The organism is Myroides sp. LJL115, assembly GCF_054871665.1.
Window position 1 is genome coordinate 1 of the sequence record NZ_JBTXLS010000042.1, and the last position, 26,977, is coordinate 26,977.

A 26,977-nucleotide genomic window follows, 5' to 3' on the forward strand; every position below is an offset into this window, starting at 1 on the left:
AGTTTTGTCCTCCATACTACATTAAATAAGCAAGTACTAAGACGAGCAGGTTATCCATCTCTAAATGACATCTACTTAAAAGTATCGTAAAGTTAAGAACCGCCTTGGTACGGAACCGTATGCCGGGTGGTGTGAAAGGTCGGCTGAAGAAATAATCTTCAGCCTCCTATTCTATTTCATAAGTTAAGTGGACCTTTAGTGTAAGCATAGAAATAAAAAAATCATCTAAAAAGGAGTGAAATTGTTATAAATCCTTGGAAAGCCTTGTAAAATGGGCGTATAAATTTTAAAGGCTTCTCTTTTTTTGATAACTTTACCCTTGCTAATTAGAACAGAAGATGATAAAATATATTTGTTTTTGTATGCTTGTATTGGCTAGTGTTTTTTTTGCGGGCTGTCAGCAAAATAAACCAGAGCAAGTGCAATCTGCTATAGAAACATCCAATAAACCTTCAATCAAGAAGGAGATACCAACCCTTAAAGAGTTTTACTTTGATTCCTATACAGTTATTGATTACTTTACAATTGAACAAGATAGCATTTTACCCCTTGAGGCATCTGCTTTAGATTTGGATTTTGTAGTGGATCAGTACCTTATAAAAAGCTTGATCGTTGATCAAAACTATTTAACTATAGTACGTTCAGACAACCAAAGGGATACCTATATAGTGGAAAGAGTAGGGAATCAGCTACTTATAAGTGATAATGGGCAAAAGAACCTTTTATGCATTATAAAAGATAACGGGCAGAAAATAGTATTATATACTTCTTTCTTTGATTTGTTTGGGCGCCATAAATTAGCAAAGACAAAAGCTTTATTTAGCGAATTTTCTTATGGTATTCTACCAGAAGAAAATTTATTAGAAGAATATAGGTTTTTAGAGCATAAAACTGGAAATCTAACTCATTTTAGCTACCTTTTTATTGCGAAGAAATAAAAAGGCACTTTGTAAAACAGATAGTAAGTTAAGTAATATGCTCTTTAATATTGTGTAGAGACCTTATTCAATAATACACTGAAAGTTTACATTGTTTTGGTTATCTTGAATAAGATAATGATTAGGATGTCCAAAGGTATTTCTATCAATAGAATAAGGTTCTTTAAACAACAACTCTTTGTGGAAAACCATATCCACTACTTTAGTGATATTTAAGGCCATATCATTTTGGTGTAAGGCATTAATGATCCATTCTAAGTATTTAGTGTTAGTAACGTGATTTAACATGTCTAAATCAGAGTACTTTACAGTATCTTTTTGTAATGATTCTAAAGCCTGCTGTTTATTAAATCGGGTAAATTGACCTTCTGTGGCTTTTTTATCCGGAAATTTTTCGAAATGTTCATGAGCCAATTGCATGACCTCAGGTCTTCTTGTAACTGTATTGATAATCACCCACAAAGAACTAGCACTTGCAATAAGTTTATCTTGAGCGTATACTGCAAAGTTACGAATGGAACGGAAGCCTTCTAATCGCTCTATCCAAGTATGAATACATATTTGCTCTTGCCAATGAGGTAAGTCTTTGATTTCAAGCCTAAACTTGTTTAAAACCCAAGCTTGCTTACTCTTTTGTAAATCCCAATAACTAATCCCCCCTGATACGGCATGATTGGAAGAGGCTATTTGCATTAATCTACAAAGATCAACTAGTTTTATTTGGCCATTAGGTTGACAGTCAAAATAATCTACTGTAAAGTTTTCTATATAAATGGATTGGAAGTTAGCACAAATGGGCATAGTCTTATTTTAGGAATTCTTCAATAGTTGTGAAAATTTGTTTTTTTGGAGTTTGGTAATCAAACCAATGTACCTCTGGTGTTCGCTTAAACCAGGTGATTTGTCGTTTTGCAAAACGCCTAGTATTGGTTTTAATATCCTCAATAGCTTTATTTAAATCACATTGTCCCTCAAGAAAATTAAAAATCTCTCTGTATCCAACTGTTTGTAAAGCATTATTAGACCTGTGCTCAAATAAATCACTTGCTTCTTTTAATAAGCCCTCTTGCATCATTTTATCCACACGTATATTTATGCGATCATACATAATTTGTCTGTCTGCACTTAAACCAATAATAATAGGGGTGAAGTTTCTCTTACCTTGTTTTTTATTCAAAAAACTAGAGTAGGGCTGATTAGTTCCCAAACATATCTCTAAAGCGCGTATTACTCTTTGGGGATTATCTAAGGCTACTTTTTGGTAATGAATAGAATCTAATTGCTTTAGTTTCTCTTGTAAAAAAGGCAAACCTTTGTCTATAAGTTCTTGATTAAGACTTTCTCGTATACTTGGATCTATATCTGGAAAATCATCCAATCCTTCTAGGACAGCATTTACATATAATCCTGATCCTCCAACCATTACTTGAATAGGGTTTTTCTGAAAAAGTACTTCTAAAGTTTCTAAAGCTTCTCTTTCGAAATCACCAACGCTATAGCTTTGATCTATGGATTTATTCTGAATAAAATGGTGTGGAGCCAGGGATAACTCCTCTGGGCTTGGTACTGCAGTACCAATGCGCATTTCTTTATAAAATTGTCTGCTATCACAGGAAATAATCTCACACTTAAAGTGTTTAGCTATGTCAATTGCTAAAGCAGTTTTACCAATTGCAGTAGGACCAATTACTACAATAAGGTAATTATTATTTTTTGTATACATCTGTTAATTTTTGTCCGCAATTATAACAATAATTAGCGTCGTCATCATAAATTGTAGTGGTACATGAAGGGCAGTTTCTTCTATTTCTTGCATCTAATCGATTGCGTTTAATATTGGAAAATTCCGCCGTTACTATACCTGTTGGAACAGCAATGATTCCATATCCCATAATCATAATTAAAGAGGCAATCATTTGTCCTTGAATAGTTTGAGGAGCAATATCTCCATACCCAACTGTAGTTAAAGTAACTATACACCAATAGATACTACGAGGGATATTGGTAAAGCCATTTTCTTTACCTTCTATTACATACATAAGAGCTCCTAAAATAACAGACATAACAAGTATAAAGTACACAAAAACGATAATTTTTGTTCTACTTGCTTTTATGGCTAGTTTTAAGTGAGACTCTTGTCCTATATAAGGAACAAGATTTAGAATCTGGAACAAACGCAGTAAACGCAATGCTCTTACTACGGTAAGTATTTGTACATCAGCAATGAAAAAGGACAAATACATAGGTAAAATAGAGACAAAGTCTACAATACCATAAAAACTAAAAATATAATTTAAAGGTTTTTTATTGGAAATAATACGCAAAACATATTCTATGGTAAAAAACACTGTAATTACCCATTCTAGAAACTTCAAAGCGGTGTGATGCTTCATATCCACACTTTGAACCGATTCTAGCATAACTAAGAAAACACTCAGAAGAATAATTCCTAAGAGTGCTACATCAAATAATTTGCCCGCAATAGTATTGGAGCCATAGATGATGATATATATCTTTTGCTTAAGTATATCCCATTTATTTTTAAGTTTCTTTCTCAATCTACCTGGTATTAAAAGCGAATTATTTTGTATCCTATTTTCTTGTTCAAGTAGTTTAGTACGATATTTCTATTGTTTCTATGAAATGAAATTGGCACTAAAATACTTTGTAGTCTTTCCAATGAAGTGATTTGGTAGTTTAAATCATAGTAGCAATAACCACTTACTTTACCATTTTGTATAATCACGCCACTTTTTTCCTCTAATTTACGACCTTTACTACTAATTAAACAAACTCCTTTATCGATTTGGAAAGGAGCGAGTGTTTCTTGGATCTTCTGATTGTATTCTACGAAATCCACAGTGAAATCATCGCTGAAATTCTCTGAGGTTACTTTTTTGGATCTCTTTTCATATAAACATTCTGTATAGAAGTTAAATCCTTTCTCAAAAGTTATTTTTTCAATAAACTTCTTAGCCTCTGAACTACTTGTAAAGGCCATTACATTTTTCTTTCTTCCATCTGTCTTTTCAATACTAAAATAGAAATATCCTTTTAAGTTGGTTTTTAAATACAAAGAGTAGGCTAAAACAGTTTTCTTACTGTTTTTATTGAAAATTGGCTTATTAATAGCAATTTCTTCTGCTTGTTTTAATAAAGCAATTAATTCGTTACCTGTTTTTTCAAAAGTTACGGTGTAGGTAAGTTGCTGAATCTTTTTATCCAAAATAGAGTTATTAGAGAAGTGTTGTTGTACTTTTTTTCTAATGTTTCTACTCTTGCCAATGTAGATGATATTACCATTCTCATCGTGTATATAAAAAATACCAACTTGAGTAGGTAGGGTATCAATGATATCTAAGAACTTTGGACTTAATCCACCTTTGATATCCGTTTTTATTAAAGATGTTAAGATTTGTTTTTGAGCATCTTTAGATAAAAGGAGTTGAAATAGCTTTACTGTGGCTAAGGCATCTCCACTTGCTCTATGTCTATCGGCTATAGGAATACCTAAGGAACGCACTAATTTTCCTAAAGAATACGAGGGCATATCTGGTAAAAGTTTTTGAGAAAGCTCTACTGTACATAATGTATTTCTTTGGAAATCAAAGCCTAAGCGTCTAAATTCTGTTCGAATAACCCTATAGTCAAACTCCGAATTATGAGCTACTATAATACAGCCCTCTGTCATTTCTAGAATTCGCTTAGCTATCTCATAAAACTTAGGAGCCAAACGCAACATAGCATTATTTATTCCCGTTAGTTTCACAACAAAGGGTTGAATGTCGATTTCTGGATTAACCAAGCTAATAAATTGATCAACGACTTTTTCTCCGTCAAATTTATAGATGGCGATTTCTGTAATTCCCTCTTGGTTATATTGACCTCCTGTAGTCTCTATATCTAAAATTGCGTACAATAGTGTAAAATATTAATTAATAATTTCGATTACCAAAAATGCTACTTCCAATGCGTACCATATTACTACCACATTCTATAGCCAAAGTAAAATCATTACTCATTCCCATAGACAATGTATCTAAACTTATATTGTGTTGGTTTGTATATTGCTCTTTTGTTTGCACAAAAATTGTATGTAAATTCTCAAATTCTTTACGTACTTGAGCCTTATCTTGGGTAAAGCTAGCCATACCCATTAATCCTTTAATTTGTATGTTTTCCATTTCTTTGAATTCCTGGGAATCAAGAATTTCAAAAAGCTCTGCTTTATCTAAACCAAATTTTGTATCTTCACTTGCAATAAACATTTGTAGCAAACAATTTATAACTCTATTGTTAGCCTTGGCTTGTTTGTTGATTTCTTTCAATAAACGAAAGCTATCCACGCCGTGTATTAAACTAACAAAGCTAGCCATGTACTTTACTTTATTTCGTTGCACGTGACCAATCATATGCCACTGAATATCTTTGGGTAAATCCTCGTATTTTTGTGTCATTTCTTGGATTTTATTCTCTCCAAAAATACGTTGACCACCTTGATAAGCTTCTAAAATTAACTCGTTTGGTTTAGTTTTAGAAACTGCAACTAAAGTTACATTTTGTGGTAATTCACTTTTTATTTTATTTAAATTCTCAACAACATTCATCCTTTATATCTTTAAATTTCGTAAATAAATAGACCATTCATGAATTTTGGTTCAATATAGGTACTCTTAGGTGGCATAATCAAATTATTATCCGCTACTTTTTTGATTTCCTCCACATTGGTAGGGTAAAGCATAAAACCAACCTCATATTCTCCTTGATCGACCATTTCTTTTATTGTAACAATGGATTGATTTCCTGGTACATAATCAATTCTTGCGTCATTTCTTAGATCATCCAAACCTAATATAGGATGAAGTACTTCATCGTATAAGATTTGAGCGTCCAATTGTTGTAGGATATCTTGGGTTTGTTTTATTTCTTTTAAACGCAAAGAATAAAAGTCTCCATCAAGATACATTCCAAATTCCATTTTTTTGGTAGGCTTCCAAAGTTGTTGTTCTTTGTTTACCACAAAAAACTTCTCCTCTAAAAGTGCCAAAAACTCTTCTTTAGTATGATTATTTAAATCGTGTATAATACGATTAAACTCATAAATTTTTATATTACTTTCTGCAATTAAAAAAGTCATTACAGAGTTTTTTAATCCTTTGCTATTAGTAGGGTCTTGTTGGTGAAGTAAATCAGCCGAAGCAAATCGGTGATGCCCATCTGCTATATACATTTGGTTAACTTGTTCGAACTCTTTACATAGCCAGTCAATTTGCTGTTGATTTTCCACCTTCCAAATAGTATGTCTTTCTCTTGTTACAGTAGTGAAATCATAAATAGGTAGATTTTCCTTTTGTTCACTTAGCCAATTATTTACAGATTCTCTATCTGGATACATCATTAATACAGGTTCTGTATTAAATTTTCCAAAGTCCAAATATTCTTTAAATAATTCTACTCTATATTCTAAAGTATCTTCGTGTTTTTTAATGATATCTTCCTTGTAGTCTTCTAAAGAACAACCAGCGATAATTCCCGTAAATTGACAGGATTTTGTTTTTATTTGATATACGTAAAAGATAGGTTTATCTTCTTTTAGTAGAATGCCTTCCTTTTTAAAGTCATTGAGTTTAGCCGAGACCATTTTAAATCTCTTATCACTTGTTACCTTTTGTGGGTTAACATATGCTGGATTTAAAACATGTAAAAAAGAAAACGGATTAAAATCCAATAGATAGGCTAATTCTACAGCTGAATAATCCTCAAAGGATCTACAGCTAACAAGGCTAACTTTATCTTTTGTAGGGCGTAAACCCTGAAATGGTATTATTTTCGCCATTATTATGGAGTCAAAATCATAAAGACAACTGGCTTTAGCCAGTTGTCTTTACTTTATATTATTTTATTTATTATTAAACATTGCTGCAACTTTTTCAGCTTTTTTACTTTCGGAGTAGTCATAAAAACCTTCACCAGATTTAACTCCTAATTTTCCTGCCATTACCATGTTAACTAATAATGGACAAGGTGCATATTTTGGATTTTTAAACCCATCATACATTACATTTAAAATAGATAGACATACATCCAAACCAATGAAGTCAGCTAACTGTAATGGTCCCATTGGATGAGCCATCCCTAATTTCATTACTGTATCAATTTCCTCTACTCCAGCAACACCATTATAAAGTGTCTCTATAGCTTCGTTAATCATTGGCATTAAAATGCGGTTGGCTACAAACCCTGGGTAATCGTTTACCTCTGTAGGTGTTTTATCTAAAGCTAAAGAAAGATCCATAATAGCTTTAGTTACTTTATCAGAAGTGTTATATCCACGGATAATCTCAACAAGCTTCATAATAGGCACTGGATTCATAAAGTGCATTCCGATTACTCTTTCTGGATTTTTAACCACAGAAGCGATTTGTGTAATAGAAATAGATGAAGTGTTAGATGCCAAAATAATATCCTCTGAACAAACTTGGCTTAATTCCTTAAAAATATTAAGCTTAAGAGCAACATTTTCTGTAGCAGCCTCAATTACTAAGTCAGCGTTAACTACACCGTCTTTAATTTCAGTATAGGTAATAATATTTTCCAAAGTAGCCTTTTTGTCCATTTCTGTGATGGTTCCTTTGGCAATCATACGATCTAGATTTTTAACTATAGTAGCCATTCCTCTTTCGATCGATTTTTCATTAATATCTATTAATAAAACTGTGTAACCTTTTTGGGCGAAAGTATGAGCGATTCCATTACCCATAGTTCCAGCTCCGATAACTGCAATATTTTTCATTTTAGTTTTTTGTTAGTTAATTTTTTATTGGTCAAATGCTTCAATTATTTGGTAAGCTAGGCGTAAAGCTTTTGTTCCATCTTGCAAAGTCACTACAGGATCAAAGTTTCCTATAATTGCATCGTGGAAAGTTTCTAGTTCGTCTAAAATAGCATTATTTTGTTTTACTTGAGGGTTATCGTAATAAATTTGTTTTTTTACCCCTTCTGCATTTTGTAAAATTAAATCAAAGTCTCCAGGTACTTCGGGAGCTTCTTTCATTTTTACAACCTCACAGGTTTTCTCTAAGTAGTCAACAGAGATATAAGCATCTTTTTGGAAAAAACGTGTTTTTCTCATGTTCTTCATTGAAATACGGGAAGAAGTTACATTAGCCACACATCCGTTTTCGAATTCAATTCTTGCATTTGCAATATCTGGGGACTCGCTTAAAATAGCTACACCACTAGCGCTCACTTTTTTCACAGGTGATTTTACCACACTTAAGATAGCGTCTAAGTCGTGAATCATTAAATCTAATACCACAGGAACATCAGTTCCTCTTGGATTAAATTCTGCTAGTCTATGTGTCTCAATAAACATTGGATTCTCAATTTTTGACACAATTGCTTGAAAAGCAGGGTTGAATCTTTCTACGTGGCCAACTTGTCCTTTAACGTTGTGCTTTTGGCTAAGAGAAATTAATTCTTCTGCCTCTTCAACTGTAGTGGTAATTGGTTTTTCTAAAAAAACATGTTTTCCAGCCTCAATTGCTTGCTTGGCACAATCAAAGTGGGATAGAGTAGGAGTGACAATGTCCACTACATCTACTGCATTAATTAAGTCTGTAATAGAATCAAACTTTTTATAGCCAAATTCTTGTGCTACTTTATTAGCATTATCTTCAAAAGGGTCATAGAACCCTACTAAATCGTATTTTTCAGATTGGTTAAGCAAACGCAAATGGATCTTACCTAAATGGCCTGCTCCCAATACACCAACTCTAAGCATATAAAATATATTTACAACAAAAATATAACTTATTTATAAATTGGGTTGCTAATAGCAGATAAATATTCAGGTCTAAGTCCTAAAAATGCCAATAAGGCCTACATTACAGCTTCTAGGTGGTGAGTTTTTTTTCTCTTTGAAGTAATTGGATCTTTTGTTTTACAATTACTATAATTATATTTCTTGCTATATAGGGCTATGTGTATTAGTTCGGAACTACACTGCGGGTTTGTATAGGGTATTAGCACATTTTTACTAGGAGAGTAATAGTGTTTGTAGACGTGGTTTTTATATAGAATTAATTGTGTATTTTTGTGTTTTAACCAATTTTCATGCCAGTGAGAGATACTGTAAAACATCAGGGACTTAGAAATCAATTAGTTCAGCTTCTTGAGCAAAAAGGAATTTATGATCAAGAGGTTTTAAATGCCATAAGAAGGGTACCACGACATCTTTTTTTAGATTCTAGTTTTGAAAACTTCGCTTATCAAGATAAAGCTTTCCCTATTGGTGCAGATCAAACTATTTCTCAACCCTTTACAGTAGCCTTTCAAAGTCAATTGTTACAAGTTAAGAAGTCACAGAAAATTTTAGAAATTGGCACAGGTAGTGGTTACCAAACTGCTGTATTAGTGGCAATGGGTGCTAATGTCTACAGTATTGAGAGGCAACATGAGTTATACCGTAGAACGAGTCAATTATTACCCAAATTAGGGATTAGACCCAAACTGCTTACCTATGCTGATGGGTATAAAGGACTACCTGCTTATGCTCCTTTTGATTCCATTATTGTCACTGCTGGTGCTCCTAATATACCTCAGGCTTTAATGGGGCAATTAAAAATAGGAGGTAGACTTATTATTCCTTTAGGAGAAGATAGTCAAACTATGATTGAATTGGTGCGTAAAAATGAAATAGAGTTTGAAAGGTTTGAACACGGGGAGTTCAAATTTGTTCCAATGATTAAAGATAAAAGTTAAAAATTTTCAGTACTGCTGTTTTTTTTAGAAGTTCGCACTAGGTTGTTAGCTATTGCGAACTTTTTTATTTATTATCAAAATGCTATACTGTTAATAAGTAAAAAACTTTATTGTGTTTAAAACTATAGATTGGAATTTCCATACAGCTCATATATAAAATCAGCCCGCATTTTGCGGGCCGATTTTATATAAATGAATGCTTTGGTTTAAAGAAGGTAGATCTATCTTTAAAAAGCTTTTTTAAGCCTATCTAGATCCCTTTGTGTATCTCTTTCTTTCATTGTTTCTCTCTTGTCGTAGTTTTTCTTTCCTCTACATAAAGCAATTTCAAGTTTAGCTAAACCTCTCTCATTTAAAAAAAGGCGTAAAGGCACAATAGTTAAACCTTTGTTTTGAACGTCTTTTAAAAGTTTTTTCAACTCTTTTTTGTTTAAAAGAAGTTTTCTTTCGGTTTTTGCTTTGTGGTTAAAGTGTCTACTTTGAGCATACTCTTCTATTTGAGTATTTATAGCAAATAATTCGTGTCCTTGAAATTCGCAAAAACTCTCAGCTATATTTGCCTTGCCTAAGCGAATAGATTTGATTTCAGTGCCTGTTAAAACCATTCCGGCTGTATAGCGATCAATTATTTCATAATCAAACCTAGCTCTTTTATTTTGTATATTGATGTTCTTCTGCATAAGGTGCAAAATAATTATATTAAAATTCTTTTCTCTAGCAAACAAAAAAAGTTGCTACTACAAAGTAACAACTCTTTTGTTTAATCTTAAAATATATCTTATAAAAAGAAGTATCCTAAGGATACCATCCAAGCGTGTGGTTTGGTTTTAGCTTCTTTAGATACGTTTTTAAAGCCTCCATCGTAACTTACATCTACAGTAAAGCTTAAAATATCTACTCCCAAACCAACTCTATATCCCAAGTTATCTTTATTAAAATCATCAAAGACTCCTGTGATATCTTTTGTCTTAAAGTTGTCTCCAATTGTATTGGTATATACTCCACCTGCAAATCCGCGTAAATGTAAAGCAGGTAATTTGATAAATCTATATCCAATTAAAAGTGGCACTTCTAGATTCTTCATTGTAGATGTCTCTTGGCTTCTTTCTCCTTGAAATTTAAAATTCTTTTCAGTGTACATTAACTCTGTCTGTAAATAGGTTCTTTTGATATTTACACGCAACATAGCACCAGCTCCCCATCCTGTAGAAGATTTATTATTATAGTCCTTGATAGAAGAGGACATCTCATTAAAGTTTGCACCTGCTTTTATACCAATATGAACTGGAGAGGCGGATTGTGCTAAAATGCTACTTGAGAAAAATAAGGCTACAACTAAAATGAAGCTATAAAGGAAATTCTTTTTCATAATGTGAAATTGTTTAAGTTATAATAATTTTAAAAAGATCATAAGATAACAGCAAAGTAAAAATAATCTAAAAAATAATACAATCTTCTTTTTTAGAAGTATACTTCTGCTAACTTATTGGTGTTTTTTACTTTTGGATATTGGGATAGATTAAATGCAAAAAGCATACCTTTTTTTAATATATTAAAAATAATGCTTTAAAAAAAAAAGCTTCCTAATAGAATTAGAAAGCTTTTTGTGGGGAGAGCAGGATTCGAACCTGCGAAGGTTTCCCAACGGATTTACAGTCCGTCCTCGTTGGCCGCTTGAGTATCTCCCCAGTACGGCTACCTTTTTTAAAGTGTATTGTTGTTCTATAAAAAACTAAGTGGGGAGAGCAGGATTCGAACCTGCGAAGGTTTCCCAACGGATTTACAGTCCGTCCTCGTTGGCCGCTTGAGTATCTCCCCATATTGGTTTTTTTATTATACTTAAATTAAACTTCTAAACAATTAGTGGGGAGAGCAGGATTCGAACCTGCGAAGGTTTCCCAACGGATTTACAGTCCGTCCTCGTTGGCCGCTTGAGTATCTCCCCAAAGGTATTGTTTAAAATAAAATGCCCTCTTTTAAAAAAGAGTAGTGGGGAGAGCAGGATTCGAACCTGCGAAGGTTTCCCAACGGATTTACAGTCCGTCCTCGTTGGCCGCTTGAGTATCTCCCCATGTGGCATTTTATTTAAGTATTGTCAGAATTTTATAGAACATTTTTTGTGGGGAGAGCAGGATTCGAACCTGCGAAGGTTTCCCAACGGATTTACAGTCCGTCCTCGTTGGCCGCTTGAGTATCTCCCCTTAAGCACTCGGCTTGTTTGTTGATTTCAACGGTGCAAATATAGCGCTGTTTATCAAATGTGCAAGGGTTATCTTGATTTTTTTTTAACTTTATTTTCTCCCGTATCACTAACTGTTTGGTTATAATTGCGGTACGGGAGAATTTTTTTTTAAAATTTATTGATCGTTTGACGGATTGCAACTAAATTCTTCATTAAATCTTCAAAATGGTCTAAGTGTAGCATGTTAGCTCCATCACTTTTTGCGTTGGCTGGATCGAAATGTGTCTCTAAGAACAGACCATCTACTCCAACAGCTATACCAGCTTTGGCAATTGTTCCTATTAAATCAGGTCTTCCGCCAGTAACTCCTGAACTTTGGTTAGGTTGTTGTAAAGAGTGAGTGATATCTAAAACAGTAGTAGCAAATTCTTGCATCTCTGGAATTCCACGATAGTCTACAATCATATCTTGATACCCAAACATAGTTCCTCTATCGGTTACCATTACACTTTGGTTATTACAATCTAATACTTTTTGCACAGCATGCTTCATACTAGAAGGGCTCATAAATTGTCCTTTTTTAAGGTTTACAATTTTACCTGTATTTGCAGCAGCTACAACTAAATCCGTTTGTCGAACTAAAAAGGCTGGAATTTGTAAGATATCTACATATTCTGCTGCCATTTGTGCATCACTATTCTCGTGTATGTCTGTCACGGTAGGTACGTCGAACTCTTTTCCTACTTTTTGAAGAATTTTAAGTGCTTTCTCATCTCCAATACCAGTGAAGCTATCGATTCTAGAGCGGTTAGCTTTTTTAAAAGAACCTTTAAAAATAAAAGGAATTTTTAAGTCATCGGTTACTTGTACCAATTTTTCACAGATACGCATTGCCATTTCTTCTGATTCTATGGCACATGGTCCAGCTAATAAGAAAAAATTATCTGCCTCTGTATTTTTTATTAAGGGAATGTTATTAATATTCATATGTCAATCTACTTTTTGTTTCTTTTTTTGTTCTTTTTTACTTTAACTACTTCTGGTTTTTGAGAAGCAGAGTTTTGAAGGGTTGCTGAATCCTTTGTTTGGATGAAGTAAGAAATAATAGCAACAATAACTACACCAAAAGATAAATTATTAGTAACCCCATTTCTTAAGAATAAATCAAAGGAAGAATTTTTTATCGTTTCCTCTAAAGGCATGTTGGTTTGACTTTGTAAAGCCGTACGTAAAGTCGACATAAAATCAGGAGTTACCTGGTTAAATGTAATGTATTGTATGATTGGAAAAAAGAATGTAATCATTATACACATTACAAGTCCACTAAAGAATGCTTTTTGCCAAGTAATTACTCCTTGATAGTACTCATATTTCTTTTGTCTGATACCTAAATAATAAATTAGAATCAAGACTAGATTAAATAACACATCAAAACCAACCACGTAACGTATCTTATCTTCGTGGTGAAAGCCCATGTATTTCACTATAAACATCCATATTAAAGCCGATAGAGTTGCTATGGCTGCCCATTTGAATTCAATAGAGTATTTCCTCATTATATTGTATTATAAATAATAGTCAAAAGTAAAGGTTTTATTTTAGAAGTTAAAATATACTTTATTTTGATTTTTTTTCTTAAATTTAATTCTACAGATATATTCTGTGCAAAAAACTCAATCTAAAATTCAGTAATTTTTAAAACTCACACTCAAAAGCTATTTATTATGAAAAAATTAGTTTTGATAAGGCATGCTAAATCTTCTTGGGATACCATTATGATTGACAAAGAGCGCCCATTATCTAAAAGGGGAATTATGGATGCTCATAAAGTCTCAACTATTTTAAATGATCAATTACCTGATAAATATATTATTTGGTCCAGTATTGCAAAAAGAGCTACAGAAACAGCTGTGATTTTCGGACAAAACATGGACTTAAATTTAGATTGTATTATTTTAAAGCCAGAAATATATACTTTTGAGTCCAAGGTCTTAGAAAAAGCAATCAAAAGTTGCCCAAATAGCCATGATACGCTAATTCTTTTCGGACATAATAACGCTATAACGAAATTTGTTAATAAATTTGGTAACCTATTTTATAATAATATTCCTACTAGTGGTGTTGTAATTATAAATTTCGATACCGATAACTGGGAAGATATAGAAAATGGGACTATAGAATTAACCATATTTCCAAGAGATATAAATAATAATGAGCAACAAAACACCTAAGTTTACATATATAGATAGAGAAAAAAGCTGGCTGTCTTTTAATGAAAGGGTTCTGCAAGAAGCTGCCGATTCTACGGTTCCTTTATTAGAACGTTTGCGTTTTATTGGTATTTTTTCCAATAATTTAGATGAATTTTTTAGAGTTCGTTATGCCACCATTCGTCGAATGACATTAAGTGGGGAAAGCAATAAGCGTTTGGGTAGTGGTATGGTGGTTATTGACCTATTATCCGATATTACTAAAAGGGTAATCGAATTGCAAAATGAGAGCTTGCGTATTTTACATGAAGTAGAATCTAAATTAGAGCAGGAAAACATCTTCATTGTCAATGAGAAGGAAATTAATGAGGAGCAACAGGCCTTTGTCAAGGATTTCTTCTTGCATGTAGTATCTCCTGATTTAGTTACAATTATACTGAGTAACCTAGCTGAATTCCCTCTTTTAAGAGATACACATGGTTATTTAGTGGTTAAATTGCTTTTGGATAAGAATTTAGTAAAAAAGCATGCTACTGGTAAGAATAAGAAACTTCTTCCACCTATCATGTATGCTATTATAGAAATACCAAATACCATTAATCGATTTGTCGAATTACCTGGTAAAGAGGGTAAGAAGTATATCATAATGCTAGATGATATTATTCGTTTTAATTTAGATTCTATCTTTAATATTTTCGATTATAAAGCCGAAGCAGCTCATATGCTTAAAGTAACAAGGGATGCCGAGTTAGATTTTGATACCGATCTACATAAAAGTTTTATAGAGAAAATTTCTAGTGGAGTAAAAGATAGAAGAGAGGGATCTGTAGTTCGTTTTGTATATGATACAGAGATGGAATTAGATACGCTTCGTTTTTTATTGGAAAATATTGAGATTGAATTAAACGACAGTATTATTCCAGGCGGTAGATACCACAATAGAAGGGACTATATGAAGTTCCCTAATATGGGGAGAAGTGATCTTGTTTATCCCCCTTTAGTTCCTTTAGCAGTTCCTGGTTTGAGTTTAGAGGATAGTATCTTACAGCAATTGCAAAAGAAAGACTATTTAGTTTCCACTCCTTATCAGAGTTTTGCTTATTTGGTTCGTTTTTTACGTGAAGCTGCGTTAGATCCGCAAGTATTATCTATAAAAATCACCTTATATCGACTTGCGAAAAATTCTCAAATTATTAGCTCTTTAATTAATGCGGTTAAAAACGGAAAGAAAGTTATCGCACAAATCGAATTACAAGCTAGATTTGACGAGGCTAGTAATATTTATTACTCTGAATTAATGCAAAGTGAAGGTGTACAGTTAATTTTTGGAGTCAAGGGTCTAAAGGTACACAGTAAAATTTGTGTTATAGAGAGATTAGAGCATAAGAAGGTAAAAAGGTATGGTTTCATATCTACTGGAAACTTCAATGAAAGTACGGCTAAGGTGTATACAGATGTAACCCTATTAACGGCTGATAGTGGTATATTAAAAGATGTTTCTAAGGTTTTTGACTTTTTGCAGGTGAATTATAGAGTGTTAAAATATAAGCACTTACTAGTTTCACCTCATTATACAAGAAAGAGCTTTAATAAATTAATAGATAGAGAAATTTTACATGCCAATCAAGGTAAGCAAGCATATATTCGATTAAAAATGAATAGCTTATCCGACCTTAAGTTAATTGATAAGTTATATCAAGCTAGTACTGCAGGTGTGAAAGTTCAATTAATTGTACGAGGAATTTGTTCTTTAATTCCCGGAGTAGTGGGAATGAGTGAAAATATTGAAGTAATCAGTATTGTAGATAGGTTTTTAGAGCATTCTCGTATTTATATTTTTGGAAATCAAGGCAATCCAGATATTTTTATATCATCGGCCGATTTTATGACTAGAAACCTAGATGAAAGAGTGGAGGTTACCTGTCCAATTTATGACCCTGAGATTAGGCAAGAATTAATAGATACCTTCAATATAGGATGGAATGGTAACTATAAAACCCGAATGATTACTCAAGAGAGTTCTAATTGTTATCGTCCAATAAAAGGCAAGGAAATATTTCATTCCCAAAAAGAAATGTATAATTACTACAAGGACAAATTGTCCAATAATAAATAATATGCTTAAAATAAGAAAGTTTGCAGCCATTGATATAGGCTCCAACGCCATGCGTTTACTTATCGTAAATATTATAGAAGAGAAAGGTAAGCCAACTCTTTTTAATAAAAGCTCGCTAGTTAGGGTACCTATTCGTTTAGGACAAGATGCCTTTACTAAAGGAGTAATAAGTGAAGAATCAAAAACACGTATGACAGATGCCATGAAAGCCTTTTATTTACTAATGAAGGTAAATAAAGTAGAAAGGTTTATGGCTTGTGCTACTAGTGCAATGAGAGAATCGGAAAATGGCCAGGAAATCGTAGAGCACATCTACAAAGAGTCTAACATTAGAATTAGTGTAATCGATGGTAAGAAAGAAGCCATGATTATTGCAGCCTCCGATTTAAAGTATTTTATAAATAGTGACAAACCAGTAATGTATGTGGATGTAGGTGGGGGAAGTACAGAATTAACCCTCTTTAATCACGGCCAATTAGTAGCATCTGAATCTTTTACCAATGGTACAGTAAGACTTATTAATGATATGGTAACGCATCAAGTATGGATGGATATGGAAAAGTGGATCAAAGACCAAGTAAAAGATCTAGAGCAAATCACTGTTGTAGGTTCAGGTGGTAACATCAATAAGATATTTAAACTATCTGGAAAACTACAACAAAAACCACTTACTTATAGTTATTTAAATCAACAATTTAATCTCCTTGGAGAGATGTCATATGATCAAAGGATTGCTAATTTAGGTCTTAACCCAGATAGAGCCGATGTTATTATACCTGCTTTAAGAATTTATAGAAATGCGATGAAATGGAGTGGAGCCAAACATATTTACGTTCCAAAAATTGGAGTTTCTGATGGTATAGTTAAGGCAATTTATTACGATCAAATTGCCTTAAATTATCAGGAAATGGAGTATTAGAATTTTTCTATAGCTCCAAGACCAAATAGAGCAAAATCATATCGAACTGGATCTAATGGGTCCAGTTCTCTTAATGCAGTATCTAATTCACTTAAGGCTTTTGCATCGTTTACTTTTCGATGTAATAAACCAAGTTTACGCGCTACATTTCCAGAATGTACATCTAAGGGACAGGAAAGGTTAGCGGGTGATATACTTTGCCATAAGCCAAAATCTACCCCGTTATTATCGGTTCGAACCATCCATCTTAAAAACATATTGATGCGCTTAGCAGCAGAATTTTTCATTGGATCAGAAATGTGTTTTTGCGTTCTAGGCAAATGTTCAATTTCAAAAAATATCTTCTTAAATTCAGAAATACTAAGTTGAAGATCATCTGGATGTTGACTAAATACACCTTCTAATCCACCTTTAGTAGTATAGATGTGTTGTAAGGCTCTAAAGAAAGTTTTTAAGTCCTCTTTATTAAAAGTCCTGTGAACAAAATCGGGTATAGCCTCAAGATTACCCTTTGTATGGCTCATTATAAAGTCATAAGGGGAATTGCCCATAATGTCCATTATTCTTTGGGCATTTTTAATAATCATTTTACGGTTACCCCAAGCTATGGTAGCACTTAAAAACCCTGCTATCTCAATATCTTCTTTTAAGCTAAATCCATGGGCAATACCAATGGGATCATCTTGTATGAAATCAGGAGTATTAAAAAGCTCCGCCTTTTGATCTAAAAAATCTTTTAACTCTAGTTTTGTCATTTGTACTTGTTTACACTAATAATTTACCATCTTTCATTACTAATTTGCGATCAGCCATATTAGCTAATTGCTCATTATGAGTAACAATAACAAAGGTTTGCCCAAGTTTATCTCTTAATTGGAAAAATAACTCATGTAGATTTTGTGCAGTAGTAGTATCTAAATTTCCGGAAGGCTCATCTGCGAAAATAACCTCAGGTTTATTGATTAGGGCTCTTGCAACTGCTACTCTTTGCTGTTCACCTCCAGATAATTCAGAAGGAAAGTGGTTTTCTCGGTGTGTTAAGGATAGAAAACTTAATAGTTCTTTAGCATCTTTAACTACTTCACTTTGAGATTTACCTGCAATTAATCCTGGTAAACAAACATTCTCAAGGGCTGTAAATTCAGGTAATAACTGATGAAATTGAAAAATAAATCCTAAGTTTAAGTTTCTAAATTTGGAGAGTTCTTTATCATTTAACTGTAATACATCCACATTGTTTATTGTTAAGGAACTGTTTGCTTCCCTTTCAGGACGGTCCAAAGTTCCTAGAATTTGAAGCAAAGTAGTTTTTCCAGCTCCACTTGCCCCAACTATGGAAACAACTTCACCTTTTTTAATATGTAAATCAACTCCTTTTAGGACTTCTAAATCCTGGTATTTTTTATGAATATTTACTGCTTTTATCATTTGTAATTTCCGTTTATTATCACAAAGAAACGATTTTAATATTGATAAAAGACCTTATTGGTAAAGTATTTATCTATTAAAATGAGTAACTTTACCTAGTATATAAATTTAACCTAGAACTTTAAAATCAATGAATACAGATCAATTACAAACTGCTATTTTCGCTGGTGGATGCTTTTGGTGTACAGAAGCTATTTTTAAGCATTTAAAAGGAGTATATGAGATTCTACCTGGATATACTGCAGGAAGTATCGTTAATCCAACCTACGAGCAAGTGTGTCAGGGAGATACCGGTCACGCTGAGGCAGTAGAAATCAAATATAATCCAAGTGAAATAAATTATACCCAATTATTGGAAGTATTTTTTGCCACTCATAATCCAACTACTTTAAATAGACAAGGAGAAGATATAGGCACTCAATACAGAAGTGAGATATTTTATACCACAGAGGAACAAAAGAAGATTGCTAAGGAATACATTTCTATTTTAGAACAAGAAAAAGTTTTCCCAGATCCTATTGTTACAAAATTAAGTCCTGCATCTGTTTTTTACGTTGCAGAGGATTACCATAAAAATTACTTTGAATTAAAAGGGGGGGAGAATCCATATTGTCAGATGGTAGTTAAACCCAAAATAGATAAATTCTTAGTTAAATATGCTTCTAAATTAAAATAGAAAGGGATGATTGGCCCGAATAAAATAAAATATAGACGGCTTTTTTTTAGTGTCATACTAGATTTGGTTGGATACTTAAGCTATAGCATACCAGCTTTAGGAGAGTTTTCCGATCTTATTTGGGCGCCTATTTCTTCTTATTTACTAGCTAGAATGTATCCTGGGAAGGTAGGGAAAGTGGGAGCTATTGTTAACTTTATAGAAGAAATAAGCCCAGGATTGGATCTTATTCCAACTTTTAGTCTTACTTGGATTTATACATATGTTTATAAAAAATAAATAAACTTGTAATATTCATAAATTTATCTTAAATTTAGTAAACTTTTTCTATAGTATATGGGAGAGATTTCGTTAGTACTATAACCCTAAATTTAAATATTTTGTTTATGAGAAAAATTCTAACACTATTAATTGCCTCTTTAGCCTTGCTAGGATGTAAAGATAATAAGAACAGTAAAATTTTAGGAGATCAAAAGGCTGGAGAGTCTTTAACAGGATGGTACTATTACCATTTAAGTAAAAGTCAATTTGATTCTATTCCTAGTTTACTTAGCGCGGATGATTTTAACGAACAACAGAAAAATCAGCTTGTGAGCGCTATTAAAGACCGACAAGATCAAAATGGACCAATTAAGTCTTTTAATTTAAAAAAATGGGACCAAACCGACAGTAATAAAAAAGAGAAAACTAAAGATTTCGTTTTCGAATATGAAGTAAATTACGAGAAGAAAAGTGTTGTTGAAAAGATTTACCTAGAAAAGAAAGGTAACATATTAAAAATTTCTTCCATAGACTTTGATTAATGTAATATATAATTGTTTTTTAGGGTTAATAGAAAAATTTATTAACCCTTTTTTTTATTGTAAAAATTCAGAAATACACTCTTGCATCTGCTCTACAGAAGCTACATGTACATCTGGGTGAGCCTTTAGCCAAAGTGCATTACTTTGTACTAAATCTGTCTCAAAGCTTTTGAAAGAATCATCATTAAGTAAGGCGATTATTTCCTTGTCACTTTGGTATGGTTTTTCTAAAAACTTAGTAAGTTTCACTTTGCTAAAAGCTTTTATTCTTCTTTGCTGTTTTTCAAAATAATCTAAATATTCATTATTCTGCATGGCAACAAGTCCACTGTGAATAATCTCTATTAAATCTTGATCCCATTTTGTTTGATGTACAAAACTTGCTAAACCTTCATTTTGTAAGATAGTGTAAAAGAAGTCTACGCAATAACTAGCAAAAGCATCTGGATGTAACTCGTTGTCATCTATTTGGTTTTCACGTAAGAAGTTAACGACAGAAATATTTGAAGCAACAGTATCCTTGCTTTGTCCATTGAAGCCATTTTCAGATAGTAAGATATAGGGAAATTCTCTCATGATTTAAGTATTAAAAAAGGCTATTCTTTTTTTAAAAAATAGCCTTGGTTATTAAGATTTTTGTTCTTTATTAAAGTATACTAAGTAATAATACATTTGCTTTTCTTCATCCCAACCTTTTTCAACAAATTTGTCTGCACTATCAGGATTAATAAAATCTAGTTTAATTTGAATGTTAGTATCTAAGTTAATAACATTTTTGATTTTTTTTCTTGCATCAGAAACTGCATTATTAGCAATAGGGAAGGAGGTTGTATCTTCAATAGAGTATTTCTCTCCTTTGTCTACTTTATAGTTTTTAAACTCGCTAATTAAGTCAGGATTGTCAATTACTTCGTTTAAGAAATTAGTTTCTTCAAACTCGTCATTTTTTGCAAAGTAGTTTACAGAACGATTCATAAACATTACCTCTTCCTTTTTGTCCTCTGCAGGTAAAACCACTTCTTTTGCAAAGTCTTGACAGAATTTTAAGTATTTCTTTGTCATAAAGGCCTCATCTTGAAAGATATCCACAGATAGGAAGTGTTCTAGCCAATAACGAGCATCGTATTTGTTGCTATCTACGGTTAGAATTTTATAACCTTCTTCTTTTTTGTAATTAAAGATGATACATCCTTTATCTAACTTATTTAAGTTAATTCCTTGTTGTAGGATCATCTCTAAGTTAGTGTTGTTTTCTTGAAATTGTAAAAAGTCTGTTTTGATTTCACTTTTAAATACCCCAATAGCATCAACAACATTATTATCAATGGATACATTTGTAAAGTAACAAACGTAAACCTCTCCATTTTTAATGTGTGGATGGTTAGATTGCTCAAATAAATGTTTAGTGATCTTTTTTGAAACTTCGTGCATATTCTCAGTAGATGGAGCATTAAATACTTGCTCTACTAAATTGTGCATTTCGTTAAACTCTAAATCAACATCATGAGCAAATTGGTAGTAATTCTCTTCCTTCTCACGAAATGGCTTGAAGAAATACTCTTTTAATAAAGGAGCGATTTCATCATTTAATTTGTAAGGATCCTGTGATAGGAAGTAGGCTTCATTTCTACTTTTATTACCTACACGGTGGATAGAAAGGGTTTCAATATGGGCATTAAATAAATTAATCATAGCAATACTCGTAAAAATAAGGCCAAGGCCTTTTATGAATTAAAATTATTGAATTTCAATTATTAGTTCCAGTTATCTTCTGGATAGTCAAAGTTTTCAAAACTATCATCTCCATCAAAGATATCATAATCATCTGAATCTAAGTCATCTTCATAGTCTCCATAGATATCATCAGAAGACATAGGGTCTGTTGTAAAGTTTTTAGCTGGCATGGAATCTGGTAATTCTCCATGAGAGAAAAGTAAATCTGGATATACTCCCGATGGCTCCTCTTGCTCAATAGCTCCTAATTCTACAAAGAAAGTCCACATGTTCATAAAATCATATACATAGATGATTTTAGTTTGTTCTTTGTCTAAAACTTGGTTAATCTTAGTGGAAGCCATAGATAAAGAAGCATCATCATCTCCCATGTCAAATAGGGAAATTTCCTGATCAGCTTGTTCCCACTGGTCATCACAAAGGTAGAAAGACGCTGCCTCCATACCATCAAATCCAAATGCATTAACAATAGCATTGTGAAAATCTTCTAATGTATCCTCTTCTAAAATTGCTATATCTCTAAAGATATCTTCTTCTGTATCAAGGATTACTCTGAATTTATATACCATATTATTGTCTCGATTAAACCGCAAAGTTAAACTTATTATTTGTTTAAAGACAATATTTACAGTGGTTTTTATGGGCTTTTTTATTTAGTGGCTTAAAAGGATTGAGCATCAGTTTTTTAAGGCTTTTTTTTGTCAGTCAAATCCTTAAAATATAACTAGCTGCTAGTCTGTTTTTATACAGACTAATTTTGTTTGTCAAGGTAGTATAATGTACATTGCATCGATTTGTTATAGCTTAGTTAAAGCATAATGTTGGATTTATTTTCCATTTTGTGTTATATCCTTATTTTTAAGGTACGTAGAGGGTTTTTGTTGGATAGTCAAGTGGTGAAAATAGTGTTAAGTATAACTAAAAAAAGGCAATTAGTACAATTGGGTATGCTTATTCGACAATTGGGTACTTCCTTTTTTTTTGACAACTAAAAACGATGCAAATTTGTACTAATCAAAATCCAACTATTATGAAAATTATCCTAATTATAGCAATTAACTTATGTGAACTAGGCTTTACATTAGTGGAACAGATTTGGAACGTTCCAAATATCGAATTGACGCAAAGTATACTTAACAAAGAAAATATAGATCAGCACCATGAACAGCAATATGAAAACCAAAACGCTAATAGTTAATCTATTGATTATCATGCTAATTCTTTATATCTTTTTTAAGAAGATATTGAAATTAGTAGACTTAAACCTATTTTTATTTTTTGGATACATTAGCTATTACATTTGTATTTTGTTAACTGTAAACCTATTAGTGGCTAAAAAATATAAGCAAGAAGTTGTACAATATATCCAAAAAGATAGGACAAATATTGTTTTGGCAACTCTAGGAATTAGCTTAGCTAATTTTTTTCTAATATTTATTCTCTCTAGTTTTCTAAAGCTTTTTGATTTATATGTTTTCGGGTATGAAAGCTGGAATAATGTAGGGAATAATTTTTTCAGACCTATTTTCAACTTTAGCTTCTCTTTGTCTTTGCTTTATGCTTTATACATTTATGTGAGTTTGAACAATCTATCGAGTATACAAAAGGTAGAGAAGCAAAAAGAAATAGTTGTTAATGTATCTGCTCAATATGAGAGCCTTAAAAACCAGCTAGATCCGCACTTTTTATTTAATAGCCTAAATGTATTAAGCTCTCTTATAGAGGAGGATCAAGATAAGGCAGTGGAATTCACTCATTCTTTATCAAAGACTTATCGTTATATATTAGAACAAAAGGATAAGGATTTGGTTCCTTTAGAACAAGAATTGGAGTTTGCTAAAGTCTATATTGATCTATTGCAAATGCGGTTTGAAGACACTCTTATTTTTGACTTGCCGCAAAACATTGAACAACAAGGAGCTAAAGTTGTGCCTTTATCTTTACAATTACTTTTAGAAAATGCCATTAAGCATAATAAAGCTACAGAACAAGAGCCTATTACTATCCGTATAATGGAAAAGAGTAATGGTTATTTAGTGGTGGAAAACAATCTAAATAAGAAGAAAATTCTAGAGCAAAGACAAGGAATAGGATTAGATAATATTAAAAGAAGATATAGTTATCTAAGTTCTAAACCCGTGAAGGTAGAGCAAAGCGAGGAGTTCTTCACTGTGAGTATTCCAATTTTAACTAAAGTCTATGAGCAAATGAAAATTATTGATCAAGAAAAAACCGAACCAGAATTAATTCTAGAAGCAAAGAAAAAGGTAGAAAAGATAAAGGCATTTTACAGTCACCTAACTGTGTTTATTATGACAAACTTGTTCTTAGTAGGATTAAACCTATTAACTTCTCCTGAATTTTTATGGAGTTTGATAGTTATGTTCTTTTGGGCCATTATTCTTGTGGCTCAGTTTATGAAAGTCAATAATTATTCTTTCTTTTTAGGAGATAACTGGGAGGAGAAGCAAATCGATCAATACATTAAAGAGAACCAAAGCAAAGGTAATAAAGAGTAAAATTAGTATGTCATGCAAATAAAACGAATTGTAATAATTGAAGATGAGAAGCCAGCTGCTCGATCCTTAGATAGAAAGCTAAAGGCTATGGGGTATCAAGTAGATACGTATTTATCCACTGTAGAGGAATCTATCGACTATTTTACTAATAATACCCATCCTGACTTAATCTTTTTAGATATTCAATTAAGTGATGGATTATCCTTTGAGATTTTTGAGCACGTCCATATCAATAGCGCTATCATTTTTACTACTGCTTATGATCAGTATGCTTTAAAAGCTTTTAAATTAAATAGTATTGACTATTTACTTAAACCAATCGGGCAAAGTGAACTTAGTTTTGCTTTGAATAAATTTCTGTCTAATTCCCCTCCTATATTAGACTTAAGTGAGCAATTGCAAGTCTTCCAACAATTAATGAATAAAGCAACAGGTACATCTTACAAAGAAAGGTTTTCAGTTAAAATAGGCCAACAGATCAAAGTAGTCGAATTAGAGCAGATAAGTTGTTTTTTTAGTGAAAATAAAGCCACCTATATTAAAACTGTAGAGGGAAGAGATTATCTTTTAGATCAGTCACTAGAAGTGGTGGAAAAAACCCTGGATCCCAAAAGTTTTTTCCGAATCAATCGTAAATATATCGTCAACATAAAGAGTATTTCCGATATATATAGTTATTCTAATTCTCGTTTAAAAATAAATTTACAGCATTTTCAAAGTGAAGACCTAGTGGTAAGTAGGGAAAAAGTGGGTGATTTTAAACTTTGGTTAGAATAAAAGTCAGCAATAGATTAGTTAAGTTAACGTAAAGGAGCAGTTGTTTGTGTATAAACTTCTGCTCTTTAGCCGTTTTTAAGGATATTATTAGAAAATGAATTCTTTTTTATTAAAGAGTAGGTGAATGTTTTGTGAAAAAACGATGAATTTATTTTTAATTCATTATTTTAGCTGATTAAAATGTTTTTAAAACTACAATTTTAGTAAAGTCTAATAGGGTAGTTTTAGAAAAAAAATTAAAATGTTTTTAATAAACTAAACAAAAAAACAAATGAAAAAAGTTAGTATTTTATTAATCTCTTGTATTGCACTTTTTAGCTGTTCTAAAAGTAATACTATAGAGATAAAATCCTCAGATGATTCTTTAAATGACAAAAAGATTGAGGTTATTACTATGGTAGAAGGAACACCTGAACCTGTAGTAGTTGCAAGTGGAGTAGTAAAAGATGGGAAATTGAGCATCGAGAATCCATTTACAGATATTGAAGAGGCTTACTTAAGAGTAGAAGACCAACAAAATATTGGAGTATTCTTTATTGGAGAACCAGGACAAATCACTATATCAATGAATCCTGTTGATCCAAAACTTAACGTTATTGGAGGAACACAAAGCAATATCCAAGTACAAGATTTTCAAAATGCTGTAAATCCAAAAGTGGAGGCTATTATGAACTTTAGTACGGAAAATGGAATGAAGCTGATGTCTTTGTCACAAAGTGAAGACCCAAGTGCTATGCAAGAATTGCAGGAGTTAGATAAACAACAAAATCAGTTAATGGAAGATATGAATTCTACTATTACGGATTTTAAAGCTAATAATCCACAGTCTCCTATTACAATGATTTTACTTGCTCAAGATGCAAGTGATCCTTCTAAGGACATCGATGCTACATTAGAAACATTTAATGCTTTCCCTGAAAATATTAAAAGCTCTAAAGTAGGTCAAAAAACAAAGAAAATATTAGATCAAGCCAAAGAAAAATCCTCAAAAGGATTACAAGTTGGTCAAAAGCTACCAAACTTTAAGGCTCAAACTCCAACAGGAGAAGAAATTACTCTAGAGCAGTTTGCCAATGGTAAAAAATTAATATTGGTAGATGTTTGGGCTGCTTGGTGTGGACCTTGTCGTCAAGAGAATCCTAATGTGGTAAGAACTTATAACCAATTTAAAGACCAAGGTTTTGATATCATAGGATATTCTTTAGATAAAACGCAAGATGCTTGGTTAAATGCTATTGAGAAAGATCAATTAACATGGACACAAGTTTCTAACCTTTTATTCTGGGAAGATCCAATTGTTGCAGATTACGGAATTGAGGGAATCCCTGCTAATTACTTAATCGATGGAAATGGAGTTATTATTGCTCAGAACCTTAGAGGACCAGCGTTAGCTGAAAAAGTACAAGAGGTATTAAATCAATAAAATATAAGAAAAGTTCTACATAACGTAGAACTTTTTTTATTCTCTTATTATCGTTTTAAAAAAATAAACCGCAAAAAGAATATTCTTTTTGCGGTTTTTATGTGTGCCCAGCATGGACAGTAACTCTAGGGTGCAAGTCCCGAACACGCCTTTACAACGGGAAGTGTTAGCCAAATGCAAGGGTGTCCATCGTGAGGCGGAATCTGAAGGAAGCGCTAGGCAAACCCTTGACCTGACGAACAGAAACTATATCAGGCCCAATAATATCGGATAAGGTTGCATAACAAACTAAAGTCCAAAGTTGTACGGAGATATTTAGGGTAAATATAGCAGGTATATGAGGGGAAAGTTACTGTTCTTACCTGGGGAGGTCTTACAGACATAGGAAAGTTTTTTTTTTACAGAACTATGGATAACAATTGCTGTAAGAAGTCAGCAGAGGTCATAGTAGGTATGGATACAAGCTTGGCAATACCAAGAAGTCTTACG

Annotated in this window: 29 protein-coding genes and 5 tRNA genes; 12 read left to right on the forward strand and 22 right to left on the reverse strand. The window is 32.4% G+C overall.

The window, feature by feature from the left end:
• Positions 1 to 338: 338 nt before the first annotated feature.
• Positions 339 to 938 (forward strand): hypothetical protein, encoded by a 600-nt coding sequence (locus tag ACYSNX_RS10230; protein ID WP_461754582.1) that lies wholly within the window; start codon positions 339 to 341, stop codon positions 936 to 938.
• Between the two features lie 63 nt (positions 939 to 1,001).
• Here ACYSNX_RS10230 and ACYSNX_RS10235 read toward each other — a convergent pair whose 3' ends face one another.
• From ACYSNX_RS10235 to ACYSNX_RS10270, 8 genes are all read right to left on the reverse strand, one after another.
• Positions 1,002 to 1,739, reverse strand: a complete 738-nt coding sequence (locus ACYSNX_RS10235; RefSeq protein WP_461754583.1) for an acyl-[acyl-carrier-protein] thioesterase — start codon at positions 1,737 to 1,739, stop codon at positions 1,002 to 1,004.
• A gap of 4 nt (positions 1,740 to 1,743) precedes the next feature.
• Entirely contained in the window at positions 1,744 to 2,661 is a 918-nt protein-coding gene (gene miaA, locus ACYSNX_RS10240; protein ID WP_461754584.1) for a tRNA (adenosine(37)-N6)-dimethylallyltransferase MiaA, read from the reverse strand.
• Positions 2,645 to 3,496, reverse strand: a complete 852-nt coding sequence (locus tag ACYSNX_RS10245) for an ion transporter (protein WP_461754585.1) — start codon at positions 3,494 to 3,496, stop codon at positions 2,645 to 2,647. The genes miaA and ACYSNX_RS10245 overlap by 17 nt, the downstream gene beginning before the upstream one ends.
• An 11-nt stretch (positions 3,497 to 3,507) precedes the next feature.
• Positions 3,508 to 4,857: an exonuclease domain-containing protein gene (locus ACYSNX_RS10250; protein WP_461754586.1), complete on the reverse strand. Its 1,350-nt coding sequence runs from the start codon at positions 4,855 to 4,857 to the stop codon at positions 3,508 to 3,510.
• Positions 4,858 to 4,873: 16 nt separating this feature from the next.
• Positions 4,874 to 5,545, reverse strand: coding sequence for a YggS family pyridoxal phosphate-dependent enzyme (locus tag ACYSNX_RS10255; RefSeq protein ID WP_461754587.1), 672 nt, complete (start codon positions 5,543 to 5,545; stop codon positions 4,874 to 4,876).
• Between the two features lie 11 nt (positions 5,546 to 5,556).
• Entirely contained in the window at positions 5,557 to 6,774 is a 1,218-nt protein-coding gene (locus ACYSNX_RS10260) for a DUF1015 domain-containing protein (protein ID WP_461754588.1), read from the reverse strand.
• A gap of 63 nt (positions 6,775 to 6,837) precedes the next feature.
• Positions 6,838 to 7,731 carry a 3-hydroxyacyl-CoA dehydrogenase family protein gene (locus tag ACYSNX_RS10265; protein ID WP_461754589.1) on the reverse strand — a complete coding sequence of 298 codons (894 nt, stop codon included), beginning with the start codon at positions 7,729 to 7,731 and terminating at the stop codon, positions 6,838 to 6,840.
• A gap of 24 nt (positions 7,732 to 7,755) precedes the next feature.
• The gene (locus ACYSNX_RS10270) at positions 7,756 to 8,721 is read right to left on the reverse strand and encodes a Gfo/Idh/MocA family oxidoreductase (RefSeq protein WP_461754590.1); all 966 of its coding nucleotides are present in this window, start codon (positions 8,719 to 8,721) and stop codon (positions 7,756 to 7,758) included.
• A gap of 338 nt (positions 8,722 to 9,059) precedes the next feature.
• Here ACYSNX_RS10270 and ACYSNX_RS10275 point away from each other — a divergent pair, with 338 nt between their 5' ends.
• The gene (locus ACYSNX_RS10275; protein ID WP_461754609.1) at positions 9,060 to 9,701 is read left to right on the forward strand and encodes a protein-L-isoaspartate(D-aspartate) O-methyltransferase; all 642 of its coding nucleotides are present in this window, start codon (positions 9,060 to 9,062) and stop codon (positions 9,699 to 9,701) included.
• Between the two features lie 227 nt (positions 9,702 to 9,928).
• Here ACYSNX_RS10275 and smpB read toward each other — a convergent pair whose 3' ends face one another.
• From smpB to ACYSNX_RS10320, 9 genes are all read right to left on the reverse strand, one after another.
• Positions 9,929 to 10,381 (reverse strand): SsrA-binding protein SmpB, encoded by a 453-nt coding sequence (smpB, locus tag ACYSNX_RS10280; RefSeq protein WP_461754591.1) that lies wholly within the window; start codon positions 10,379 to 10,381, stop codon positions 9,929 to 9,931.
• A 98-nt stretch (positions 10,382 to 10,479) separates the two neighbouring features.
• Positions 10,480 to 11,070 (reverse strand): porin family protein, encoded by a 591-nt coding sequence (locus tag ACYSNX_RS10285; protein ID WP_461754592.1) that lies wholly within the window; start codon positions 11,068 to 11,070, stop codon positions 10,480 to 10,482.
• A gap of 238 nt (positions 11,071 to 11,308) precedes the next feature.
• Positions 11,309 to 11,389: transfer RNA gene (locus tag ACYSNX_RS10290), tRNA-Tyr, on the reverse strand.
• A gap of 49 nt (positions 11,390 to 11,438) precedes the next feature.
• Positions 11,439 to 11,519 (reverse strand) — tRNA-Tyr (locus tag ACYSNX_RS10295).
• Between the two features lie 46 nt (positions 11,520 to 11,565).
• Positions 11,566 to 11,646 (reverse strand) — tRNA-Tyr (locus tag ACYSNX_RS10300).
• A 45-nt stretch (positions 11,647 to 11,691) separates the two neighbouring features.
• Positions 11,692 to 11,772 (reverse strand) — tRNA-Tyr (locus ACYSNX_RS10305).
• Between the two features lie 49 nt (positions 11,773 to 11,821).
• A tRNA-Tyr gene (locus ACYSNX_RS10310) sits at positions 11,822 to 11,902 on the reverse strand.
• Positions 11,903 to 12,051: 149 nt separating this feature from the next.
• A complete protein-coding gene (gene kdsA, locus ACYSNX_RS10315; RefSeq protein ID WP_461754593.1) occupies positions 12,052 to 12,870 on the reverse strand; it encodes a 3-deoxy-8-phosphooctulonate synthase in 819 nt (272 codons plus the stop codon).
• A gap of 8 nt (positions 12,871 to 12,878) precedes the next feature.
• Positions 12,879 to 13,439, reverse strand: coding sequence for a DUF4199 domain-containing protein (locus ACYSNX_RS10320; protein WP_461754594.1), 561 nt, complete (start codon positions 13,437 to 13,439; stop codon positions 12,879 to 12,881).
• A gap of 168 nt (positions 13,440 to 13,607) precedes the next feature.
• Between ACYSNX_RS10320 and ACYSNX_RS10325 the strand changes: the two genes are divergently transcribed.
• The 3 genes from ACYSNX_RS10325 to ACYSNX_RS10335 are packed head-to-tail and all read left to right on the forward strand — an operon-like array spanning position 13,608 to position 17,128.
• Positions 13,608 to 14,114: a SixA phosphatase family protein gene (locus tag ACYSNX_RS10325; RefSeq protein WP_461754595.1), complete on the forward strand. Its 507-nt coding sequence runs from the start codon at positions 13,608 to 13,610 to the stop codon at positions 14,112 to 14,114.
• Entirely contained in the window at positions 14,095 to 16,209 is a 2,115-nt protein-coding gene (gene ppk1, locus ACYSNX_RS10330; protein ID WP_461754596.1) for a polyphosphate kinase 1, read from the forward strand. Before ACYSNX_RS10325 ends, ppk1 begins: the two co-directional genes overlap by 20 nt.
• 1 nt (position 16,210) lies before the next feature.
• Positions 16,211 to 17,128, forward strand: coding sequence for a Ppx/GppA phosphatase family protein (locus ACYSNX_RS10335; protein ID WP_461754597.1), 918 nt, complete (start codon positions 16,211 to 16,213; stop codon positions 17,126 to 17,128).
• On the opposite strand, the gene ACYSNX_RS10340 is transcribed toward ACYSNX_RS10335, so the two are convergent.
• Both ACYSNX_RS10340 and ACYSNX_RS10345 read right to left on the reverse strand, forming a co-directional pair.
• On the reverse strand, positions 17,125 to 17,883 hold the full coding sequence (locus tag ACYSNX_RS10340) for a TIGR02757 family protein (protein ID WP_461754598.1): 759 nt from the start codon (positions 17,881 to 17,883) through the stop codon (positions 17,125 to 17,127). The two genes, ACYSNX_RS10335 and ACYSNX_RS10340, sit on opposite strands and share 4 nt — an antisense overlap.
• Before the next feature lie 10 nt (positions 17,884 to 17,893).
• Positions 17,894 to 18,556 (reverse strand): ABC transporter ATP-binding protein, encoded by a 663-nt coding sequence (locus tag ACYSNX_RS10345; RefSeq protein WP_461754599.1) that lies wholly within the window; start codon positions 18,554 to 18,556, stop codon positions 17,894 to 17,896.
• 130 nt (positions 18,557 to 18,686) lie between these two features.
• Between ACYSNX_RS10345 and msrA the strand changes: the two genes are divergently transcribed.
• The 3 genes from msrA to ACYSNX_RS10360 all read left to right on the forward strand — a co-directional run bounded on the left by msrA (position 18,687) and on the right by ACYSNX_RS10360 (position 20,035).
• Positions 18,687 to 19,232, forward strand: coding sequence for a peptide-methionine (S)-S-oxide reductase MsrA (gene msrA / locus ACYSNX_RS10350; protein ID WP_461754600.1), 546 nt, complete (start codon positions 18,687 to 18,689; stop codon positions 19,230 to 19,232).
• 6 nt (positions 19,233 to 19,238) lie between these two features.
• A complete protein-coding gene (locus ACYSNX_RS10355; protein WP_461754601.1) occupies positions 19,239 to 19,511 on the forward strand; it encodes a hypothetical protein in 273 nt (90 codons plus the stop codon).
• A gap of 107 nt (positions 19,512 to 19,618) precedes the next feature.
• Positions 19,619 to 20,035, forward strand: coding sequence for a hypothetical protein (locus tag ACYSNX_RS10360; RefSeq protein ID WP_461754602.1), 417 nt, complete (start codon positions 19,619 to 19,621; stop codon positions 20,033 to 20,035).
• A 54-nt stretch (positions 20,036 to 20,089) separates the two neighbouring features.
• On the opposite strand, the gene ACYSNX_RS10365 is transcribed toward ACYSNX_RS10360, so the two are convergent.
• The 3 genes from ACYSNX_RS10365 to ACYSNX_RS10375 form a co-directional block, all read right to left on the reverse strand.
• The gene (locus ACYSNX_RS10365) at positions 20,090 to 20,611 is read right to left on the reverse strand and encodes a DMP19 family protein (RefSeq protein ID WP_461754603.1); all 522 of its coding nucleotides are present in this window, start codon (positions 20,609 to 20,611) and stop codon (positions 20,090 to 20,092) included.
• Between the two features lie 51 nt (positions 20,612 to 20,662).
• Positions 20,663 to 21,727, reverse strand: a complete 1,065-nt coding sequence (locus tag ACYSNX_RS10370; protein WP_461754604.1) for a nucleoid-associated protein — start codon at positions 21,725 to 21,727, stop codon at positions 20,663 to 20,665.
• A 62-nt stretch (positions 21,728 to 21,789) separates the two neighbouring features.
• Positions 21,790 to 22,338: an IS1096 element passenger TnpR family protein gene (locus ACYSNX_RS10375; protein ID WP_461754610.1), complete on the reverse strand. Its 549-nt coding sequence runs from the start codon at positions 22,336 to 22,338 to the stop codon at positions 21,790 to 21,792.
• A gap of 461 nt (positions 22,339 to 22,799) precedes the next feature.
• Between ACYSNX_RS10375 and ACYSNX_RS10380 the strand changes: the two genes are divergently transcribed.
• The 4 genes from ACYSNX_RS10380 (at position 22,800) to ACYSNX_RS10395 (ending at position 26,488) form a co-directional block, all read left to right on the forward strand.
• Positions 22,800 to 22,967 carry a hypothetical protein gene (locus ACYSNX_RS10380; protein ID WP_461754605.1) on the forward strand — a complete coding sequence of 56 codons (168 nt, stop codon included), beginning with the start codon at positions 22,800 to 22,802 and terminating at the stop codon, positions 22,965 to 22,967.
• The gene (locus ACYSNX_RS10385) at positions 22,942 to 24,288 is read left to right on the forward strand and encodes a histidine kinase (protein WP_461754606.1); all 1,347 of its coding nucleotides are present in this window, start codon (positions 22,942 to 22,944) and stop codon (positions 24,286 to 24,288) included. Before ACYSNX_RS10380 ends, ACYSNX_RS10385 begins: the two co-directional genes overlap by 26 nt.
• A gap of 12 nt (positions 24,289 to 24,300) precedes the next feature.
• Complete coding sequence (locus ACYSNX_RS10390) at positions 24,301 to 25,065, forward strand: LytR/AlgR family response regulator transcription factor (RefSeq protein ID WP_461754607.1); 765 nt, start codon at positions 24,301 to 24,303, stop codon at positions 25,063 to 25,065.
• Between the two features lie 271 nt (positions 25,066 to 25,336).
• Complete coding sequence (locus ACYSNX_RS10395; protein ID WP_461754608.1) at positions 25,337 to 26,488, forward strand: redoxin domain-containing protein; 1,152 nt, start codon at positions 25,337 to 25,339, stop codon at positions 26,486 to 26,488.
• The last annotated feature ends 489 nt before the right edge of the window (positions 26,489 to 26,977 follow it).